Consider the following 19,854-nt stretch of genomic DNA (forward strand, 5'->3'; position numbering starts at 1 on the left):
CTAGACGGGCAGGCCCCGTTCGCGCCGCTGCAATTCCTTGGTCTTGATGACGATCATATATTCGTAGGCCGCGATCAGCCGGCAATAATGATAGCCTTGAAGTCCATCAAGGAAGCCGCCGCGGACGATATACATATACATGAAGCGGGCCTGTGAGCGGAACGGAACGCGCATCGACAGTTCTTTCAATCCGCGGCGGCGAACCTCGGATCGCGACGAGAAAACCTTGTGCCAGGACACGCTGCCGCCGCGCAGGCTCTCGACCGTTTCGCGCGCTTCCGATGACGAATAACGATTGTGCTTTTCGTACCAGGCCCGCAGGCCGTTGTTGAAGCTGTAGTGGAGATAATGCTCCTTGAGCCGTCCTTCCGGGCCGTCGCCGATCGGGATTGCATGTTCTTCGCGCTCGAAGCGGATGATCCGGTCAGGACGGAAGAAGCGTGTCATCCACGTGGGGTAGAGGCTGCTATGCTTGATCCAGCGGCCCATGAACATATTCTTGTAGCGAATGCGGAAGAAGGATTCGGGTCGGGTAGGATCCGCGGCGATTGCCAGCATCTCATCGCGCAGCTCGTCTGTCGTGATCTCGTCGGCGTCGGGCATGAAAACCCATGTATGCTTGTATTCAATGCCCTTAAGGGCGAACATGCGCTGGCGATCTTCTCCGTCATAGGCGCGCTGATAGACGCGTGCGCCTGCCTCCTTGGCAATCTCGACCGTTCTATCGGTGCTGAAGGAATCGAGGACGACGATGTCGTCGCACCAGCTGAGAGCTGCAAGGCAGGCCGGAAGATTGCGTTCCTCGTTCAAGGTGAGAATGCATACTGAGATCACGTGCTAACTCCCCAGCTAACTCTTGCCGATACAGTTCGCCCATGGCCGATGCAGTCCATTGTGGTCACCGGCGACGGGCGCAGTTCTGATGGCAGGTTAAAATCCGACGAGCTTTCTGGACACGTGGAAAAAGGGAGCAAGACATCCGCCAAATGTGGAATTGGTCGTATCTTGGGATAACCACTACCACTTTCGGAGGAGGCCGACGCCCCGGAACCTTGCTATGGATTTCCGGGACGCGTTTCGCTGCTTTGATGTGACCCGTCCGGGAGGCTGGACGGGTCACATTCGGAGGCCCAGGTCAGACGACCTTGATCACGACATCGATGTTGCCGCGTGTGGCCTTCGAATAAGGGCATGTCTGGTGTGCGGCGTCTGCGACCGCTTGGGCAACGTCAGCTTCGAGACCGGGCAGGCTGACATTGAGGCGCGCCTGGAGGAAGTAAGCGCCATCCACCATGCAGAGGTCCACTTCGGCGTCGACCGCGGTCTCAGCCGGAAGGGCGATCTTCATCTTGCGGGCAGCAAGGCCCATGGCGCCGATAAAGCAGGTCGACCAGCCGGCGGCAAACATCTGCTCCGGATTGGTGCCGTCGCCCGTGGAGCCGGGGACCGAGAACTTGACATCGAGACGGCCGTCGTCGCTGCGAGCGCTGCCGCCGTCGCGACCGCCTGCGGTGTGGGTCTTGCCTGTGTACAATGCCTTTTCAACTTGGGTCATGATGTCGTTCCTCTTGAGATGGGTGATGCGCCCAGACGCGATAGCTGACGATCAGCCATTGGCCGCATAAGGCGCTGGCGACGTATCCCGGATGTGTCCGGATTTGCCGGAAGTGTAACGAAGTGTGTAGGAGAGCCGGCCCGAGGGATGACGGATACAAAACAGCTGTCGGACTATGATGCGGAGTCGGGACCGGGCCGGCTGGGATGGAAGACTATCTTCAGCCGCAACGCCGCGCGGCAGATATGACGCGCGGCGTAGCAGCATTTTCAATCCAGTTGCCTGGTTTTTTCAGACGTGGTCGCGCTTTTCAGCAAGTGCGCCTGCGTTCTGGGTGTCCGGTTTGACGGAGGTGTTTTCGGCACGCTCGCTCTTGGCCTCGGCCAACAGATCCTGGATGACCTTTTCGGATTCGTCGTAAGCGCCTTCGCCGAAATGGTGGTATCTGATCTGCCCCTTGGCATCGATAAAGTAGTGGGCCGGCCAGTAGCTGTTATCGAACGCCCGCCAGATTTTGTAGTTGTTGTCGACGGCGACGGGGTAGTCGAGCCCGAAGTCCTTGACCGCCTTCTTGACGTTGTCGATCTTCTTTTCGTAGGCGAATTCTGGAGCATGCACGCCGATCACAACGAGTCCCTGATCTTTGTATTTTTCGGCCCAGGCTCGAACGTAGGGGACGGTGTGAATGCAGTTGATGCAGGAGAAAGTCCAGAAGTCGACGAGCACGACCTTGCCGCGGAGCTGTTCCTTGGTGAGCGGCGGCGAGTTCAGCCATTCGACAGCGCCGTCCAGCGAGGGGAATTGTCCCTCGATCGGCAGATTGCTGCGATAGGGCTGGGGGCCGTCGCTTACCCGCTGCAACATGCCGCTATCCCCGGGCTCGGCGGTCTGCTTCGACCTGTCATTGCCGACGGCGTCTACGAGACTTTGCTCGAACTTGCTGGTGCTGACGCCTTGAATGCGGGCAAGAACTCCGACATCGGCTCCAAACCCGACAAGCGTTACGCCTGAGAGAACGGCGATGCCGAGGCCGCGACGAAACCATTCGCCGGCGCCCAGCGATTGCTTCATGGCCGCGAAGACGCGCCCACCGATCAGAAGAGCAACGGCAAGCGAAGTGGCAGCTCCTGCAGAATAGGCCAGGAGAAAGAAGGTTGTGCTGGCGTTGGCGCCCTGGAGAGCGGCACCTGTCAGCACCAACCCGAGGATGGGGCCGGCGCAGGGCGCCCACAGCATGCCAGTGGCAACGCCGAGAAGCAGGGATCTGCCCATACCCGGAATTGCGCTCGACCGACCGGTCGAATTCACGATCCGGTTTCCGAACGCAACGATCGGTCGTGTCAGGACGGCGGCGACTTGCGGTGAGAGAAGCATGAGGCCGGTGACGGCGAGCAGTGCGATCGCGACATAGCGGCCAAATTCATTGGCGTGAACCGCCCAGCTGCCACCGACAGCAGCCAGTGTTGCAACGGCGGCGAATGTGATCGCCATTCCGGCGAGCATCGGTAGCGTGCTTTTGACGAAGGGCTGTCCCGCACTTAAAAAGACGAAGGGCAGGACCGGCAATATGCACGGACTGAGTATGGTCAACACGCCGCCCAGGTAGGCTATAACGAGAAGAAACATCATCCGTTTCCTTTGAAGTCGTTGATGGATGTGCCGGGCTCAGCGTTCCTGGCCCAGCACGCACCATAAGCGGAGACGGATGTATCCCGGATGTGTCCTGATCCGGCGGAATTGTAACGAAATGTGCAACCTGGCTAGCCGAGCTAGCGACCGCTCACCGCCTCATGCATTTCGCGTGGCGGGTCGGGCAGATGATGTTGCTGCTCGACAGCGATCTCATTTTTGTCATATCTCGGCTGTCTAGCTCTTTCCCGGCTAGCCGATAAAATGGCAGTGAAATCAGTTTTCTGGATTGTGGTCATGGCGAGAAACGGCGTCTCACTTCAGATCAGCACCGACATCATCGAATTCGTGAAGTCGAAGGATATGCAGCGGGGACAGCACCTTCCCCTGCAGATGCTCGCCGACCATTTTCGGGTGTCGCGAGCGCCCGTGATGAGCGCGCTGAAAAAGCTGGAGGGAAGGGGCATCGTTCAAGCCGAGCCCAATCGCGGCTATTTCCTGCTGGTCGATGGCGATCAGATCGAGACGCCGGCAATGCAAGTCCCGCAGGAAGCGGATGGGAATGATCCCGCCTACTTCCGGATCGCGGAGGATCGCCTTGCGGGGAAGCTTCCGGAGCGCGTGAGTGAAAACGAGCTGATGCGGCTTTACGACCTTCCGCGCACCAAGCTGCTCAAGCTGCTTCACAGGATTGCCGACGAGGGCTGGATCGAACGTCTTCCGGGAAACGGCTGGGCCTTTCGGCAGACCCTGACCTCCCGCGAGAGCTACGAGGAAGGCTACGTCTTCCGCGCGGTCATAGAGCAGCAGGCGATGCTGCTGCCCACCTTCCAACCCGATGCGGAAGGCTTTCGGAGAGCGCGGGAATTGCAGACGGCACTGCGCGACGGCGGCTTTGAAACGTGGTCGCGCGCCGAGATATTCAAGACGAACAACGAATTCCACGAAATGCTGGTCGCATGCTCACGCAACGGCTTTTTTCTGGATTCGCTGAAGCGCATCAATCGGCTCCGGCGGCTGATCGAATACCATATCACCATCGATCGCAGCCGATTGCCGCAGCAGACGGCCGAGCATCTCCACATCCTCGATCTCGTCGAAGGCGGCCGCCGCGAGGAAGCCGCGGCATTCCTTCATGATCACATCCTCGGCGCCAGCCGCATCAAGACACCAAAGGTCTGATCACGCCGGTCTCAGCAGGATGCATACGGGACTTCCAACGGACAGCGTCGCTTCGGCATTCAGAAGCCCTCCTGTGATAGGGTCCACACCGAAGGTGACGACGGTATCGCTGTCCTCATTTGCGGCCAGAAGCTGATTGCCGCCGGGCACGAAAGTGAAGAATCGCGGCGTGCGTCCTTCAGTCGTCCGCCATGTCAGAGGCGTCATCCGTCCGTCCTCCGACAGCGAGAAGGCGCCGATCGTGTCGCTGCCCCGGTTGGATGCGTAGACGAATTTTCCATCCGCGGAGACGGCGATTTCGGAGCCTCTGCTGAATGCGGTGAAGCTATCGGGCAGCGCCGAGAGGATCTGGAACGGCTGAAGCTCCCCGGTTGTCGGATCAAATCGATAGGCCGCGACAGTCGAATCGAGTTCGTTGATGACATAGGCCAAGGTGCCGTCGGGGTGGAAAGCCAGGTGCCGTGGTCCTGATCCTTCCCGCGTCTGCACCGAAGACACTTCGATCAGCTTGGCGGCAGCCGAATCGAGGCGGAAGACGAGGATTTTATCGAGGCCCTTGTCGGGAACGGCTATATATCGTCCGCTCGGATCGAATTCGACCTGGTGCGGCTTGGCAAAGGGTTGCTCGATCCGGTGCGGGCCGATTTTGCCTGATATCGAGACGAGATCGACGACCGCCCCCAAGGTCCCGTCCTCGCGACGCGGAAGAAGAGCAAGCGTCGACGTCACGTGGTTCGCGACCAGGAGGAAACGGTTCTCGGGGTCAAATGCCAAATGCACCGGATTGCGGCCTTCCGTGGACTGCTCATCGATCAATGTGAGGCATCCCGAGGCCGGATCGATGGCAAAGGCGCTGACCCGATCCATGTCCCCATGGACCGTATAGAGAAAATCCCCGGTCCGGTCGAAGGCGAGAAAGGAGGGATTTTCGAGTTCCAGAAGCTGGAGATGCGTCCAGCGCACACCGTCCTCGAGACGGTAGACGTTCAGCCCGTTTCCACGTGCGTTGCGCTGCCTGGTCGTGCGGGCGCCGATATAGGCGATATGTCGATTGCTGCTGGTCATCGGTGGTCTTTCGACGTTCTCATGTCTTCGATCGTGTCATTTCAATATCGCGTGAGGACAGAAACCTCAATTGCATTTTATAATCATATTGTGTAATCGACGGAAAGAAGCTCGGGGAGGAACATATCCCGAGCGCCCTTTTGGGAGGAAAGAAATGACGTCGTCGGCGATCTCGGCCATCGAGAAAACCACGATGCGCAAAGTCTTCTGGCGCATCATTCCGTACACATTCATCATTTATGTGATTTCGTATCTCGACCGCGCGAACATCGGATACGCCGCGCTCGAGATGAACAAGGAGCTGGCCCTGAGCGCAGAGGCGTTCGGCTTTGCCGGCGGCATCTTCTTTATCGGTTATTTTCTCTTCGAAGTTCCAAGCAACGTCGCGCTCCAGAAGTACGGCGCGCGGATATGGATCTCGCGCATCCTGCTGACCTGGGGGATCATCGCGACGCTGACGGGGTTCGCCCAGAACGCGACGCAGCTATATATTCTCCGCTTCCTTCTCGGCGTCGCCGAGGCGGGCTTTTTCCCGGGCGTGATCATCTATCTGACCTACTGGTTCCGCGAGAAAGAACAGGCAACGACCGTCGCCTATTTTACCGCGGCGATACCGGTCTCGTTTTTGCTCGGCGCGCCGCTCAGCACGTTCATCATGGATTATCTGGCCGGCTATGGGCTTTCCGGATGGCGCTGGATGCTCGTTCTTGAAGGCGTGCCTGCCTTCGCAGCGGGCATCTTCAATTTCTTCTACATGACGGATCGTCCCGAGAATGCGAAGTGGCTGAAGCCCGAAGAGCGGGATTGGCTCATCAAGGAACTCGCCGCCGATCACGCCATTCGCAAGAACGTGAAGCAGCTCGGACTGTTCAAGGCGATCACCAATCCGAAAGTCCTCTTCCTGTCTGCGATCTATTTCATCTATCAGGTGGGCAACCTCGGCATCGGCCTCTGGATGCCGCAGATCGTCAAGGATTTCGACGGCCACCTCAGCAATTTTCAGGTCGGGCTCATTTCGATGATCCCTTATGCGGTCGCGACCGTCGTGATGGTGCTGTGGTCCTATAATTCCGACAGAACAGGAGAGCGCCAGAAGCACACGGCCATCCCGCTGCTGATCGCGGCGGCGGCACTGGCGCTCACCGGCCTCAGCCGCAATCCCTACCTTGCCGTCACGCTGATTTCGATCTCTCTGGCCGGCATCTACGCCTTCAAGTCGCCTTTCTGGTCTCTGCCCGGGCTCTTCCTCACCCGTTCGACCGCCGCCGTGTCGATTGCGGCGATCAACTCGATCGGAAACCTCGGCGGCTTCGTCGGTCCCTATACGATGGGAGCGATCAAGGCATGGACCGGGGGAGCGTTCGGAGGGCTGCTGTTCCTCAGCGGTCTGCTTCTTCTGTCGTTCCTGATGACGTGGTTCATGCGAGTTGCGGCAACTGACGGCAACCAGGAACAGGTCGCCAACACTGAAACGACGGCGTCTCGGGCTTGAAAGGCTGAGGTCTAACGCAAGGAGTGACCGCATGGCGGCAATCGGCAAACTGAACGTCAACGCGACCGATTATCGTATCATCGACCTACCACAGGAGGCGGGAGCGGCTTTACAGCGGCTTCCCTACATCCATCGCATTCTCCTGGAAAATGTGATGCGAACGGCTGGTGATGAGGCCGAGCGCGCGAAGGCGGCGATCCTCGGATGGCTTGAGACGGGAACGAGCGAAGACGAGATCCCGTTTCTGCCACACCGGGTGCTGATGCACGACACGACATGCGGCCCGGCACTCGTCGACATTGCCGCGATGAGATCCGCCATGGCCGAGGCCGGCGGCGATCCGTCCTTGCTCAATCCGGTCGTTCCCGTCGACATGTCGACCGATCACTCGGTCGCGGTCGACGTCTTCGGAGGGGCCGGCTCCCTTGAGAAGAACATGAAGCGGGAGTTCGAGCGCAATGCCGAACGCTACCGTTTCATGAAGTGGGCGACCAATACGCTGACAGGATTCCGTGTGCATCCGCCGGGAACGGGGATCATGCATACGCTCAATCTCGAGCGGCTCGCGAGCGTGGCAACAAGCAAGGTCGAGGACGGCATCCTCTGGGCAGTCCCCGATACCTTGATCGGCACTGACAGCCACACCCCGATGGTCAACGGTATCGGGGTTCTGGCCTGGGGCGTTGGCGGGCTCGAGGCCGAAAGCGTGCTGTTTGGCATGCCGGTCGCGCTCCGCGTTCCCGATGTCATCGGCGTGAAACTCACGGGACGGATGGGCGATAGCGTTCTTGCCACCGATCTTGCGCTGACCGTCACGCATCTGCTCCGCCAGATCGATTTGCAGGATCGCTATGTCGAATTTTTCGGCCCCGGCGTTTCGACGCTGACTGCGGGTGATCGTGCCGTCGTGGCCAATATGACGCCGGAATTCGGCGGCAACAGCGGCTATTTCCCGATCGACGATTCGACGCTCGCCTATCTGCGGGCCACCGGGCGTGATCCGGAGCATTTGGCATTCGTGGAAGCTTATGCGAAACGGCAGGGCATCTGGTTCGATCCATCATCCGAGCCGCGCTATACCGGCGTCATCGAAATAGATCTTTCCGATGTGAAGGCGAGTTTGGCAGGGCCGCAGCGTCCGCAGGACCGCATTTCCATCAGTGAAACCGCGGCTTCCATCGCAGGCATGAAGAAGGCGCCAGGGTCGGCGGCGGTCGATGGACCCAATGACGGTGCGGTTGCCATCGCGGCGATTACCAGCTGCACGAACACATCCGACCCGCGTCTGGTCGTTGCTGCCGGCCTGGTCGCCCGCAAGGCACGAGCCTTCGGCCTTCGCCCTCCATACTGGGTAAAGACCTCGCTCGCACCGGGATCGCCGACGGCGGAACGGTATCTGCGCCGGAGCGGCCTTCTGGAAGACATGGAGGCGGTCGGGTTCGGGATCGTCGGTTACGGCTGCACGACATGCATTGGCAACTCGGGACCGCTGACGGAACCGATCGCAAAGGCGATGACAGAACGGGCAATCCTTCCCGTTGCCGTGCTTTCCGGAAACAGAAACTTTCCCGGGCGTGTTCATCCGCAGCTGGAGGCTGGTTTCCTTGCGTCTCCGCCGATGGTGATTGCATTTGCTCTCGCCGGGACGGTGGAATTGGACATAACCAGGGATGCAATCGGGGTTTCAAAAACGGGGGAACCGGTCACCCTTTCGATGCTTTGGCCTTCCAGCGAGGAGATCGATGCCGCTGTTGCGGCGGCGACTGATGCAGAGGACTTCAAGCCGGCCTATGACGAGGCTGAAGCGAGCCGCGTGTGGGCGGAGCTGGATGCACCGACCACAACCCTGTTTCCCTGGGACGATCGCTCCACTTACATTCGGCGGCCGCCATTTGCCGGATTTGGAAATGGCACGCTGCTTGGCGATTATGAAGCCCGGCCGCTGCTGGTGCTCGGCGACGACATCACGACCGACCATATTTCTCCGGCCGGAGCCATACCCGCGCAGAGCGAAGCGGGACGCTACCTCGTCGAGCGGGGCGAGAACCCGACTGATCTCAACGTCTTTGCTTCCAGGCGCGGAAACTGGGAGACGATGGTGCGTGGCCTCTTCACGAACCGCACCGTGCGCAACAATCTCGGCGACGCGATCCCGCCCGGCGAGACGATTCACTCCCCGTCCGGAGATTTGCTTCCGCTATACAAGGTGGCAAATCGCTACGCCAAGGACGGTCAGTCTGTCGTGATCGTCGCGGGCGAGCGCTACGGAATGGGATCATCGCGCGATTGGGCGGCAAAGGGCGTATCGCTGCTCGGTGCCCGTGCCGTTCTGGCTCTGAGCTTCGAGCGCATCCATCGATCCAACCTGATTGGCATGGGCATTCTGCCGATGCGTCTGCCCGCTAAATTCGGCCCGGAATCCCTCAATCTCAGGGCAGGAGATACGGTGCTGATCGACGCTGGCATCGAGCGGCTTTCGCCTCGTTGTCCGATACCGGTGATCGTTCGTCGCGCTGATGGTACGACATCGTCCTTTGTCGCGACCGCTGCGGTTGAGACCGGCGCCGAGGTCGAGACCCTTCGCGCCGGCGGCATTCTTCCGCTGATCCTGCAGAAGCTCATGCAGAAAGGCAAGCAGGCTACGACGTCTGTTGCCTGAATTATCCGGCTCCGTTCAGGAGCCGGATAGACGCTTCGAACCAAAGGTTACTTCTGGATGCAGGTATCGACGGTGTCCTTGGTGCATTCGTCGAGGCCCGTGAAGACCGGATCAGCGACCGGCTTGCCGGCGATCAGGTCCATCATTACCGACGGAGCCTTGTAGCCCATTTCAAACGGCCGCTGGCCGACGAGTGCCGTCACCAGGCCCTCCTTGGCAATCGCGACCTCGTCGCCGATCGTGTCGGCTGCGCCGATGACGAAGGCGTTGCTGGCGATCTTGTCAGCCATCGGCTTGAACAGGTCGCGATAGGGCTGCGGTGCACCGAAGAGTGGCCATCCGCCCATGATGCCGAATGCGTCAAGCTTGGGATTGGCCGCAAGAATGTCGGTCATCGCCTGGACGCCCTTTGCGCCGTCGTCGTTGGTGAAGACCGGGCAACCGGCAACTTCGGTCCAGCCGCCTTCGCCCTTAAGCGCGGCAATACCCTTCTGGCCGGTCAGCGTATCGCGCATGCCCTGCGCACGGCGAAGGATGTTGTCGGCGCCTGCATTGCCCTCGATCGTGCAGATCGTGCCACCATTCGGCTTTGCCTTCTTGATATATTCGCCGATGCGCACGCCCATCAGATAGTTGTCGGTGCCGAGGTAGGTCTTGCGCAGGCCTGAATCCTCAGCCGCAAGGTCTGCGTCAACAGTCATGACCGGGACCTTCGGGCTTGCGGTCTTCAGCGTCTGGGCAATCAGTTTGGCATTGGAGGGCGAGATGGCGATGGCCGCCGTCTCGGCCTTGCCTAGTATGTCCTGGACGATCTGCGCTTCGCCAGCTTCGTCTGATGTCGATGCGGGGCCGGTGTAGAAGCACTCATATTCGGAGCTGGCGTTTTCCTTGTTCCACTTCTGGCAACCCTGGTTGATTGCTTCGAAGAATGGGTTGTCCAGGCCCTTCACGATGATGACGAGCTGTTTCTTGGCTGCGAGGGCTTGTCCGGCGGTAAGCGCAAGCACTGCGACTGTAAGCAATAATGCCTTCCTCATGGTTTCCTCCCCTTTTGAAAAAGGCGGGCACAATGCCCGCCACGTCATCAACCCGGATACCAGACGATACGAGGATCATCCTTCGAACGCTCGTAATCCCAGGCCGAGTCGATAAGCATTTCGAGATCGTAGGCCGGGCTCCAGTCGAGCAGGTACCTGGCCTTGCTGTTGTCCATCCAGTTCGAATGGAACTGGCTTGCAATGTCGATGGAATCCAAACCCCTGGTGCGGGTGAGGTAACCTGCGACCTCGCCGTAATCGACAGGGCGATCCATGCAGATGTTGAAGAGCTGGCCTTCGGCGCGCGGATTGTCGATGGCCGAAAGGATGGCCGAGACCAGGTCTTCGACATGGACGAAATTGCGCTTCAGGGGCCGGCCATCTGCATCGAGCAGCAGCGGCACCGTGCCGTTCCTGGCGTAACGTTCGGCGTCAGCCGAGGGCACAAGCGTCTTCCAGTCAGGTCCGCCGAAGACATCGAGGCCGAATGAGAGGCTGAACCTGAAGTCGTCCTTTTCCATGATCCAGGGCGCGCGCAGGCAGCAGGTGTTGATGCCGTACTGGATGCGGAATTGCTCCAGCATCACCTCTTCCAGAACCTTCGACAGCGCGTAGCATCCCGGATATGCCTGATGTGGCGTGGCTTCGGTGATGGGCGCTTCGTGGTGATAGAAGAAATGACCGATGGCGGCGTCGCCGCCAATGAGGACGAACTGGCGCGCGGTTGGGCTCGTCCTGAATTCCTCCAGCAGCCAGAACAGTCCCTTGACGGTGACATCCATCACGTCGGCGGGGATTTCCTTGCAAGTGGCGAGATGTACGACGTGGGTGACGCCGGCAAGCGCTTTTGCGACCGTCTCGCGGTCGGCGATCGAACCGCTGATGACCTCGACTCGCTCGGTTTCAGGGCGCAAGCGGTTATGGCAAAGCGCGCGAATACGCGCCTGCGAAAACCCCGGATCGTTGAGCACCCCCGATATGAAGTGCTGCCCGACCTTGCCCGTTGCCCCAGTAACAAGGATCAGCATGCGCTCCTCCATCAATAGCTAATATACGGACGCCCCGGCGCGTCAATGGAATTGTATTGGAAAGCGAATAATTCTAGCGGAGGCCGTAAATTAGCGACATTCGATTGACGGTCTCGTGCGGTTCTGGATAAATGTTTGCTGAAGCTCGCGAGGGAGGAAACTGGCGGGCGAAACCGCGGTTCGGATCGAGACGAATACGTTCGGGCGAGCTTGCGACCTTGGGAGGGTAGACGACTGGTGGCAGTTCTCGAGCTTGCCAACATTTCGAAACATTTCGGCGCCATCCAGGCGGTCAACGACGTTTCATTTTCGCTGGAGCCGGGCGAGGTCGTCGGGCTCATGGGCGATAACGGCGCGGGCAAGTCCACGCTGGTCAAGATGATCGCCGGCAATTTTCGGCCGAGCCACGGCATCATGCGCCTCGATGGCCAGGAACTCATCATGCATCGGCCGGTGGAGGCGCGACAGCGCGGCATCGAGATCGTGCATCAGGATCTTGCTCTTTGCGATAATCTGACGGCTGCGGCAAACGTCTTCCTCGGGCGCGAACTTCACCGCGGTTCGGGCCCGCTGCGGATCCTCGACTACAAGGCTATGTACAAGCGCGCCGGCGAGATTTTCAAGGAGTTGAAATCCGAGACGCGCCCGCGTGATCTCGTCAAGCAGATGTCGGGCGGCCAACGACAGGCGGTGGCAATCGCCCGCACCATGCTCGCGGAGGCAAAGATCGTCCTCATGGACGAACCGACCGCCGCGATTTCCGTTCGGCAGGTCGCTGAGGTTCTCAGTCTTATCAGGCAGCTGCGTGATCGCGGCATCGCCGTCATTCTGATCAGCCACCGCATGCCCGACGTCTTTTCCGTCGCCGATCGAGTGATCGTGATGCGGCGCGGACGGAAGGTAGCCGACAAGAACATCGCGGCGAGTTCGCCGGAGGAAGTCACCGGGCTCATCACCGGAGCGATCGAACAGGTTTGATCGGCCCGCCGGGCCGGTATCGAAAGAAAATGAAGGTCGACCATGGCAATTACTCTTGATCAGACCATTGCACACCGGCAGCGGAGCTGGATTTCGGCAATATTCGCCAGCCAGACCTTCTGGGTGCTGATTGCCGTCGCTCTCGCTTGCATTTTCCTGTCCTTTGCGACGAGCTCCTTCGCAACGCCCACCAATCTTTACAACATCACGCGCAACGTCACCTTCGTCGCCATCATCGCGCTCGGCATGACGCTGGTCATCATAACAGGCGGCATCGACCTGTCTGTCGGCTCCGTGCTCTGCCTTTGCAGCATGGTGCTCGCAGTCGTGATGCACGCGGGCTATGGGATCGGAACCGGCGTTGCCGCTTCGATCGCGACAGCCCTTGTCATCGGCGCCTTCAATGGCATTCTGATCGCCTATCTCGGCTTTCCGCCATTCGTCGTCACGCTCGGAATGCTGTCGATTGCGCGCAGCCTTGCAATGGTCGCGTCCAACAATACTGTTGTCTTTCAGTTCGGCCCCGATCACGACAAACTGTTGGCGTTCGGCGGGGGCGCCTGGTTCTTCGGCATTGCGAACCCGGTTGTTTATACTGCCGTGCTGGCGCTCCTGACCGGCTTCATGCTCCGATGGACCAGGTTCGGCCGCTATGTCTTTGCCATCGGCGGAAATGAGAAGGCCGCGACGCTTACCGGCGTTCCCGTCAGGAGGATCAAGGTGGCCGTCTATATGATTTCAGCTTTGTCAGCTGGGGTCGCGGGCATCATCCAAACTGGCTGGCTGGGCGCGGTCACCACCAACATCGGCGCCGGCATGGAGCTGCAGGTGATCGCCGCAGCCGTCATCGGCGGCGCAAATCTCGCCGGCGGCGTCGGCACCGCTTTCGGTGCAATCATCGGGGCAGCGCTGATCGAGGTGATCCGCAACAGCCTCGGCCTGCTCGGCATCAACGCCTTCTGGCAAGGCACCTTCATTGGCGGCGCCATCATCCTTGCTGTTCTCTTCGATCGAATCCGCAACCTCAGGCACACCGAATGAGACAAAGCTAACGCCGACCAAACGAAAGACGTCAAACACGTGTATCGTTCGGCTCAGAAGGGGGCCGGCCTCGATTGGTAGGAGGTCGTTACAATCGATGTCGGGTCATTGCCATGGGCGGCCGGTGTCCAGCCGACGATCGTGTTTTTCCGCTCGATGCCCACATCTGAGAGGAGATGCTCGTCAAGGTCGCCGAGCTCGCGGGAGGATGCGGATGTGTCTCGATGGTCGACCTTATGCGTCAGGTGTCGTCGAAGCCATTCGATCAAGGTAGGTGAACCTGTCGAGTGTGGGTCGAAGGTCGTTGTGTTGAAGCGTGCGTCAGCCATCGCATCCCCCTGTTCTTTGATAGTCAAGGGTCGCATTCGCAGCCCGGAATGTAAGGAAAGGCAGCTGACCGACTTCTGAAATTTTGCTGAAATTCCGGGCCGTGCATCCGGACCTTTGCCCTGCGAGGTTGTTGTGAAGGGGTGGCTTTGCTACTCTTGTGGAAACTGGGTAGGGGCGCATGTCGATTTTCGAATTTGCGGGACACCAGCCCGATCTTCGCGAGGGACGCCTTTTGAAAAAGGGCCGGGATATATCTCTGCGTCCGAAGTCCTTTTCCCTTCTTATCTATCTTCTTGAGAATGCCGGACGCGTCTTATCGAAGGACGAGCTCGCGGCCGCTGTCTGGCCGAACGTAATGGTCACTGACGACTCCCTGACGCAATGCATAAAGGACATTCGCAGGACGTTGGGTAAAGACGGGGACGGCTTGATCCGGACGGTTCCGTGCCGCGGCTATGCGATCGACAAGGCAAGGATCGCGCGTGTCGAGCCGGCCGATAAAACCGTGGATCGCCGCACCGACAGGCAGTCTATCGCGGTGCTGCCTTTCACCTCTGTCGAAGGAACCGACTGCCATCCGTGGCTGTCTTACGGGGTCGCCGAAGACATCATCACGGCGCTGGCAAAAAGTCCGACATTATTCGTTATTTCGCGAAACGTGAGTTTCGCGAAAAGCCGCCAGAGTTCCGATTTCGTGTCGCTCGGACGTGAGCTCGGCGCCCGGTATGTTCTTTGCGGAAGCTTCCAGCTTCGATCGAAGCAGCTGCGTCTGACCGCCCAGCTTGTCGAGGCGCATACCGGTGGCGTGGTTTGGGTGGAGCGGTTCGAGAGAGAACTCGGCCGAATCTTCGAGATACAGGATGAGATCACAAATTCCATCGTCGAGCGGCTTAAGGCTGAGTTTTTGCCCGAAGCGAAGTCTGAAATCGGGTCGTCGCGGCCTGACGATCTCGAAGCATATATCTGCTGCCTCCGTGCCCGGGAACTTTCGCATGAGTGGACCACGCCGCTGGTCATCAAGGCTCGCCGGCTTTTCGTCAGGGCATCAGAACTCGATCCGGCCTATGCACGCGCGCTTTCCGGGATCGCAGTCTGCGACGCCTTTCTGCATGAGTGGCATTCGGTGACCCTGCACAAGGCGAGGACGGTTGAGGCGGCCAGCGGGGCGCTGAAACTCAATCCCGCAATCCCCGAAGCATATGCGGCAAGAGGTTTTGCAATGTTTCGCGAAGGGCTTGAAGGTCAGGCGCGCCGCGATCTTCAGATGGCCTTGTCTATCGATCCTGACTGCTACGAGGCGAATTTTTTCTACGCCTTCATGTGCCGCAGCATTGGCGATTACGAGGAGGCGATCAGGCACTACGAATTTGCGGCATGGCTTCGCCTGACGGACTATGTCTCTCCGAACGCACTGACCGGCCTGTTTCCTCCGGGAGACCCGCGTATCCGGAAATGGGCACATCTCTGCGTCGACAGAGCCGAAAGGGCGGTCGATCTGCATCCGGAAGATTCTGGCCCTCTGTGCCGCGGCGCCGTGGGACTGATGTATATCGGGCAGCGGGAGAAGGCTCGACGCTGGATTGGGCGGGCGCTTGCGATCGATCCGGAAGACCTGATCGTGATTTACAACGCAGCCTCCGTCCACGCGCTCATGGGGGAGGTTGAGACCGCTGTCGAACTGCTCGAACGCTATATGATCGGCAGCGATTGGAAGGCGGCGAGAGGCACCATTCTCCATGACAGAGAGTTTGATGCGATCCGCGACCACCCTCGCTACCTGGCGTTGCTGCATGTCGGGAACCAAGGCACCGCGATCACGGCGGGCCAACGCATGCGCGATCTAGCTTGAGTCCGCCACCGGCTCTAGCCGTCGGATGATTGTGAACGCCGAGGTCGTGGCCTCTGAAATGAGCCTGGACGCGCGTGCAAACCGTGCCTTTCCAGCGCGATATCGTCTTATGGTTCTTCGACCGACGCGCTAGTGCTTTCTGTGGCTTCCGCCTTGTACGGCGCTTGCCACAAAGACGGCAAGCAGGGCGACGATCAGCAAATAGTCGAATGGTGTTAGCAGATGCAGGATTTCCATAGTTTTCTCCTCCCAGAGGAGAAAAAGCATACACCTATGCAGTTGTTCCGTGCATTAGCATTTTTTGTCAGCGAAATAATCTAAAACGCCGTCTGGGCGGCTCGGCGGGTCGGGCGCGGACGCGCTCTATTGTCAATAAAATTGTAGAGTTTATGATTCAGCCATGGCCGGCGGGCGTTTTCGCTCCGAGGCGAGCATTAGGTAAAAGGATATTGCGATGGACACCCAAGCCCACGGAAAGCCCATCGTCGTGATTATCGGAGGCGGTGTTTCCGGAGCGGGCGTCGCCTATTATCTGGCGCAGTCAGGGCTCGTGGCACCGGGCCATCTCATCGTGTTCGAGCCACGCAGGAAGCTCGGCGCGGGGCTTGCCTACGACACGCCCGATCCTGCTCATCGCATCAATGTCCCCTCGATCAAGATGAGCCTGTTGCCGGATGATCCGGAACACTTCCAGCGCTGGGTCGACGCCAGCGATGCAATTGCCGGCGATGAGGATGCGCGTTCATTCCTCGGCCACCTGTTTCCACGGCGGGCGGTTTTCGGCGACTATGTGAACGCGATGGTGCAGCCCCTGATCGACAGCGGTGCAATCACGCATCTCGCCCGGAAGGTTTCCGATGTTCGGCGGCGCAACAATCGCTGGCTGGTATCCGACGAAGAGGGGCGGCGGGTGGAGGCGGATATTCTCGTCCTGGCAACCAGCCATCCGTCGCCAACGCCGCCGGCGTCGCTGACAAGGGCGCTTGGCCATCATCCACGCTTCGTTGCCGATCCGACCAGGCCGGATGCGCTCGATGTGATCGGTGCCGGTGATCGCGTGCTTGTCGTCGGCAATGGTCTGACATCGGCCGACGTTATCGCGTCGCTCGATCTGCGCGGACATCGGGGAGCGATCACTGCAATCTCCCGCCGTGGCCTGCGTTCGCGCGGACATGCGCGGACGCCGCAGGATCCCTATGGCGATTTCACCACTGCACCGGCAAGGACGGCGCTGGAGCTTTTAAAAAAAGTTCGACACACGATCCGAGAGGCGGAAGCCGGCGGGGCGAGCTGGCATGGCGTCATCGACCAAGTAAGAGGGCAGGGGCATGTGTTGTGGCGGGCGCTGCCGGTGAGCGAGCGGCGGCGGATCGTTCGGCATCTCAGACCCTACTGGGATGTGCACCGGTTCCGCATCGCGCCACAGGTGGAGGAGGTCGGTGACCGGGCCATCGCGGCAGGACGTCTGGAAATTCTTGCAGCTTCCATCGAATCCGTGCGCGTGGATGGCGAGAAGATCGATTGCGTGCTGCGCGTCAGCCGCTCACAGAACCGGATCGAGCGGCTGTTCGATGCCGTCGTCGTCACGACCGGGCCTGGCCATCGGGCCATCTTCGAAAGCCAGGGCTGGATCGCGAGATTGGCCGAGGCGGGTTATCTGGCACTTGAGCCGACCGGCCTTGGTCTCGATTGCACGATGACATCGCAGGCGCTCGGGCCTACCGGCGAGATCGCGCCTTCATTCTATATTTCCGGCCCCCTGGCGCGAGGGACTTTCGGGGAACTCATGGGGCTGCCTCAGGTCGCCGAACATGCGGTTTTTGTTGCCGGCCAGGTCGCAAAGGAAATCGAGCTTATGGGGGATCTGACGCGGCTGGATAACAGCGCTGCTTGAGCTCGAAAGTAGTATATCGTTGCAGACTCGATACATTTGCCCAAATTTACTCACATAAACTATACAATATGTGCGTTATCGCCTTGTAGGCGGGGGCCTGCGGCGCTATTTCGGTGGTGAAACGTGCAAGCCGCTGCCGGACGAACCTGTTCTTCGAACTCACGACAATGTGCCGGTCTTGTAGAGCTTATTTTTCCAGTAAAGCGAAATACGATGCTCACGAAAAAAGGAAAATACGGACTGAAGGCGCTGGTAGACCTGGCTCGCCTGGCTCCGGGCGAAACGGCGTTCATCAATGACATCGCCTCGCGCAACAACATTCCGAAGAAGTTCCTGGATACGATCCTTCTCGAATTGCGCAATTCCGGCGTGTTGCGTTCCAAGAAGGGACCGGGCGGTGGCTATTCGCTTTCGCGTCCGGCTTCGGAAATCCGCATCGGTCACGTGATACGCACGCTCGACGGTCCGCTTGCGCCGATCCGCTGCGCCAGCCGCACGGCCTATGAGGCCTGCGACGATTGCTCCGATCCCGAGCGCTGTCACGTGCGCCGGTCGATGACCGAGGTCCGGGACGCGATCGCTTCCATTCTCGACAATATGACGCTGGAGCAATTCGTTGCCGGGGGCGACAGCATCGAAATCGAAGAGGAAGATTTTCGCACGGCCGGATGAGCGATCCATGCGGATTTGATGTTGCCTCGTCGCCGGCCACCGCGCCGGCGATTTTGCATCAAAGAGCGCCGTTTTTCGGCGGCTTCACATCATTCAAGTGGTAATTCCCGACGACGTGGTACTTCCATCGCACCGGATCGTGCAGCGTGTGGGTACGGGCGTTGCGCCAGTGCCGATCGAGATTGAGGCCGATACGGGTCGACGAGGTTCCCGCCAGTTCGAACAGCGTGTTTGCGGCTTCGAGGGCGATTTCCGTGGTCAGCACCTTGGCTGCCGCTACGGCGAGCGTTGCCTCGACCACATGCCCTTCCGTCGTGCTGATCTGGGCGACATCGACCTTCTTGCCGGCGCGCTCGACCATGGCCGACGCGGCTTCGATGCGGATCGCGATCTGGCCGATCCGAGCAATCGTCAGCGGATCATCCGAGGCTCGCTCGACGCCGCTGTCCATCCAGGGCCTGGCCTTCTCCCGGACGAATTCCACGGCTTCCGCAAAGGCGGCACGAGCGATGCCGAGATCCACGCCGGCATGGATGATCTGGCCGACCGAGCCGATCGTCGTTGCGCGCTCGAAACCCTTGTGATGGAAGACGACGGCATCGCCGTTGACGTAGACATTATGCAGGATCGTCGTGCCGCTACCCGTCGTGCGCTGGCCAAAACCATCCCAGTCATCGATGATCTGGATTCCCTCGGTGCCGCGCGGGACGAAGGACATGGTCAGCTTGTCGCTGGGATCAAGCGCAAAGATCGCGATCCAATCGGCAAACAGGACACCGGTCGAATAGAATTTTCGGCCGTTGATGCGGTAGCCGAAACCATCCGGCGTCAGCCGGGTATTGTAGTGCCCGACCGTCTTGGTGCCGGTTTCGGAAAGGGCATTGCCGAAACGATCGCCTGCAAGAGCCCTGCCGAAGAAGAATTTCTTCTGCTCCTCGCTGCCGTCGGTGCGAAGGGCTTCCAGGATATAGAAGTGGTTCTGGGGAATTTGCCCGACGGAGGGATCAGCCTCCGCCAGGATGGCGATCATCTCCGCCAGAACGGCGTTGGAAATATCGAGGCCGTCATACTCTGACGGGACTGTTATGCCGAGCAGACCGGACTGCGAAATGGCATCCAGTTCCTCATAGGGCAGAACGCGGTTCATGTCCCGGTCGCTTGCTTGGCGGGCGAAGCCTGATGCCAGCGTGCGGGCAATCTCCAGTGCTTCCTCGTCGCTTTGAATGCGATAGGCGGGCTGCCTGCTGCGCTCGTGCAATTGAGATATCGTCCCCATCGTTCACTCCACCATATGATGCACTATCAGTGGCTTAGTCGGCTTCGATCGATAAGCTCGTATATTCTATAGAACTAGTGGACATTAGATTTTCTTTGCTTATCGTCCACGGCGTCTCAGCCATAATAGGCTTCGGATCGAGAATTTGTAAGTTGGCGCGGCGGAAT

Annotated in this window: 15 protein-coding genes and 1 pseudogene; 8 read left to right on the forward strand and 8 right to left on the reverse strand. The window is 59.5% G+C overall.

All coding sequences use genetic code 11. The features are described 5' to 3' along the window. The 3 genes and pseudogenes from EV561_RS21475 to EV561_RS21485 form a co-directional block, all read right to left on the reverse strand. Entirely contained in the window at positions 1 to 834 is an 834-nt protein-coding gene (locus tag EV561_RS21475) for a glycosyltransferase family 2 protein (protein ID WP_132524350.1), read from the reverse strand. Positions 835 to 1,135: 301 nt separating this feature from the next. Further along, positions 1,136 to 1,555, reverse strand: coding sequence for an organic hydroperoxide resistance protein (locus EV561_RS21480; RefSeq protein WP_132524351.1), 420 nt, complete (start codon positions 1,553 to 1,555; stop codon positions 1,136 to 1,138). Between the two features lie 366 nt (positions 1,556 to 1,921). Continuing rightward, positions 1,922 to 3,181: pseudogene (locus EV561_RS21485) on the reverse strand (cytochrome c biogenesis protein DipZ); the annotation flags it as partial. Positions 3,182 to 3,481: 300 nt separating this feature from the next. Between EV561_RS21485 and EV561_RS21490 the strand changes: the two are divergent. Continuing rightward, complete coding sequence (locus tag EV561_RS21490; RefSeq protein WP_132524353.1) at positions 3,482 to 4,366, forward strand: GntR family transcriptional regulator; 885 nt, start codon at positions 3,482 to 3,484, stop codon at positions 4,364 to 4,366. Here the strand turns inward: EV561_RS21490 and EV561_RS21495 are convergent, their stop codons facing one another. Further along, positions 4,367 to 5,431 (reverse strand): lactonase family protein, encoded by a 1,065-nt coding sequence (locus tag EV561_RS21495; RefSeq protein WP_132524354.1) that lies wholly within the window; start codon positions 5,429 to 5,431, stop codon positions 4,367 to 4,369. Between the two features lie 154 nt (positions 5,432 to 5,585). On the opposite strand from EV561_RS21495, the gene EV561_RS21500 reads away from it, so the two are divergent. Together EV561_RS21500 and acnA are read left to right on the forward strand one after the other, a co-directional pair. Continuing rightward, a complete protein-coding gene (locus EV561_RS21500; protein ID WP_132524355.1) occupies positions 5,586 to 6,923 on the forward strand; it encodes an MFS transporter in 1,338 nt (445 codons plus the stop codon). 31 nt (positions 6,924 to 6,954) lie between these two features. Next, on the forward strand, positions 6,955 to 9,582 hold the full coding sequence (gene acnA / locus EV561_RS21505) for an aconitate hydratase AcnA (protein WP_132524356.1): 2,628 nt from the start codon (positions 6,955 to 6,957) through the stop codon (positions 9,580 to 9,582). A gap of 47 nt (positions 9,583 to 9,629) precedes the next feature. Here acnA and EV561_RS21510 read toward each other — a convergent pair whose 3' ends face one another. Next, positions 9,630 to 10,619: a substrate-binding domain-containing protein gene (locus tag EV561_RS21510; RefSeq protein WP_132524357.1), complete on the reverse strand. Its 990-nt coding sequence runs from the start codon at positions 10,617 to 10,619 to the stop codon at positions 9,630 to 9,632. A gap of 47 nt (positions 10,620 to 10,666) precedes the next feature. Next, positions 10,667 to 11,647 (reverse strand): NAD(P)-dependent oxidoreductase, encoded by a 981-nt coding sequence (locus EV561_RS21515; protein ID WP_132524358.1) that lies wholly within the window; start codon positions 11,645 to 11,647, stop codon positions 10,667 to 10,669. A 210-nt stretch (positions 11,648 to 11,857) separates the two neighbouring features. On the opposite strand from EV561_RS21515, the gene EV561_RS21520 reads away from it, so the two are divergent. Next, complete coding sequence (locus EV561_RS21520) at positions 11,858 to 12,625, forward strand: ATP-binding cassette domain-containing protein (protein ID WP_132524394.1); 768 nt, start codon at positions 11,858 to 11,860, stop codon at positions 12,623 to 12,625. Positions 12,626 to 12,667: 42 nt separating this feature from the next. After that, on the forward strand, positions 12,668 to 13,666 hold the full coding sequence (locus EV561_RS21525; RefSeq protein WP_132524359.1) for an ABC transporter permease: 999 nt from the start codon (positions 12,668 to 12,670) through the stop codon (positions 13,664 to 13,666). A gap of 53 nt (positions 13,667 to 13,719) precedes the next feature. On the opposite strand, the gene EV561_RS21530 is transcribed toward EV561_RS21525, so the two are convergent. Continuing rightward, a complete protein-coding gene (locus EV561_RS21530; RefSeq protein WP_132524360.1) occupies positions 13,720 to 13,995 on the reverse strand; it encodes a DUF1127 domain-containing protein in 276 nt (91 codons plus the stop codon). Positions 13,996 to 14,174: 179 nt separating this feature from the next. On the opposite strand from EV561_RS21530, the gene EV561_RS21535 reads away from it, so the two are divergent. The 3 genes from EV561_RS21535 (at position 14,175) to EV561_RS21545 (ending at position 18,411) form a co-directional block, all read left to right on the forward strand. Next, the gene (locus tag EV561_RS21535) at positions 14,175 to 15,845 is read left to right on the forward strand and encodes a winged helix-turn-helix domain-containing protein (protein WP_132524361.1); all 1,671 of its coding nucleotides are present in this window, start codon (positions 14,175 to 14,177) and stop codon (positions 15,843 to 15,845) included. Between the two features lie 454 nt (positions 15,846 to 16,299). After that, complete coding sequence (locus EV561_RS21540) at positions 16,300 to 17,739, forward strand: FAD/NAD(P)-binding protein (RefSeq protein ID WP_132524362.1); 1,440 nt, start codon at positions 16,300 to 16,302, stop codon at positions 17,737 to 17,739. Between the two features lie 213 nt (positions 17,740 to 17,952). After that, positions 17,953 to 18,411, forward strand: a complete 459-nt coding sequence (locus EV561_RS21545; protein WP_132524363.1) for an Rrf2 family transcriptional regulator — start codon at positions 17,953 to 17,955, stop codon at positions 18,409 to 18,411. Positions 18,412 to 18,469: 58 nt separating this feature from the next. Here EV561_RS21545 and EV561_RS21550 read toward each other — a convergent pair whose 3' ends face one another. Further along, on the reverse strand, positions 18,470 to 19,687 hold the full coding sequence (locus tag EV561_RS21550; protein WP_132524364.1) for an SfnB family sulfur acquisition oxidoreductase: 1,218 nt from the start codon (positions 19,685 to 19,687) through the stop codon (positions 18,470 to 18,472). Positions 19,688 to 19,854: the final 167 nt, after the last annotated feature.

The sequence above is a fragment of the Rhizobium sp. BK376 genome (assembly GCF_004341625.1).
Classification (GTDB): Bacteria; Pseudomonadota; Alphaproteobacteria; order Rhizobiales; family Rhizobiaceae; genus Rhizobium.

Excerpts from the sequence above, each read along its gene's own strand:
- EV561_RS21480 (WP_132524351.1), bottom strand. The coding sequence starts at position 1,555 with ATGACCCAAGTTGAAAAGGCATTGTACACAGGCAAGACCCACACCGCA.
- EV561_RS21490 (WP_132524353.1), top strand. The coding sequence starts at position 3,482 with ATGGCGAGAAACGGCGTCTCACTTCAGATCAGCACCGACATCATCGAA.
- EV561_RS21495 (WP_132524354.1), bottom strand. The coding sequence starts at position 5,431 with ATGACCAGCAGCAATCGACATATCGCCTATATCGGCGCCCGCACGACC.
- EV561_RS21500 (WP_132524355.1), top strand. The coding sequence starts at position 5,586 with ATGACGTCGTCGGCGATCTCGGCCATCGAGAAAACCACGATGCGCAAA.
- acnA (WP_132524356.1), top strand. The coding sequence starts at position 6,955 with ATGGCGGCAATCGGCAAACTGAACGTCAACGCGACCGATTATCGTATC.
- EV561_RS21510 (WP_132524357.1), bottom strand. The coding sequence starts at position 10,619 with ATGAGGAAGGCATTATTGCTTACAGTCGCAGTGCTTGCGCTTACCGCC.
- EV561_RS21515 (WP_132524358.1), bottom strand. The coding sequence starts at position 11,647 with ATGCTGATCCTTGTTACTGGGGCAACGGGCAAGGTCGGGCAGCACTTC.
- EV561_RS21525 (WP_132524359.1), top strand. The coding sequence starts at position 12,668 with ATGGCAATTACTCTTGATCAGACCATTGCACACCGGCAGCGGAGCTGG.
- EV561_RS21530 (WP_132524360.1), bottom strand. The coding sequence starts at position 13,995 with ATGGCTGACGCACGCTTCAACACAACGACCTTCGACCCACACTCGACA.
- EV561_RS21535 (WP_132524361.1), top strand. The coding sequence starts at position 14,175 with ATGTCGATTTTCGAATTTGCGGGACACCAGCCCGATCTTCGCGAGGGA.
- EV561_RS21540 (WP_132524362.1), top strand. The coding sequence starts at position 16,300 with ATGGACACCCAAGCCCACGGAAAGCCCATCGTCGTGATTATCGGAGGC.
- EV561_RS21545 (WP_132524363.1), top strand. The coding sequence starts at position 17,953 with ATGCTCACGAAAAAAGGAAAATACGGACTGAAGGCGCTGGTAGACCTG.
- EV561_RS21550 (WP_132524364.1), bottom strand. The coding sequence starts at position 19,687 with ATGGGGACGATATCTCAATTGCACGAGCGCAGCAGGCAGCCCGCCTAT.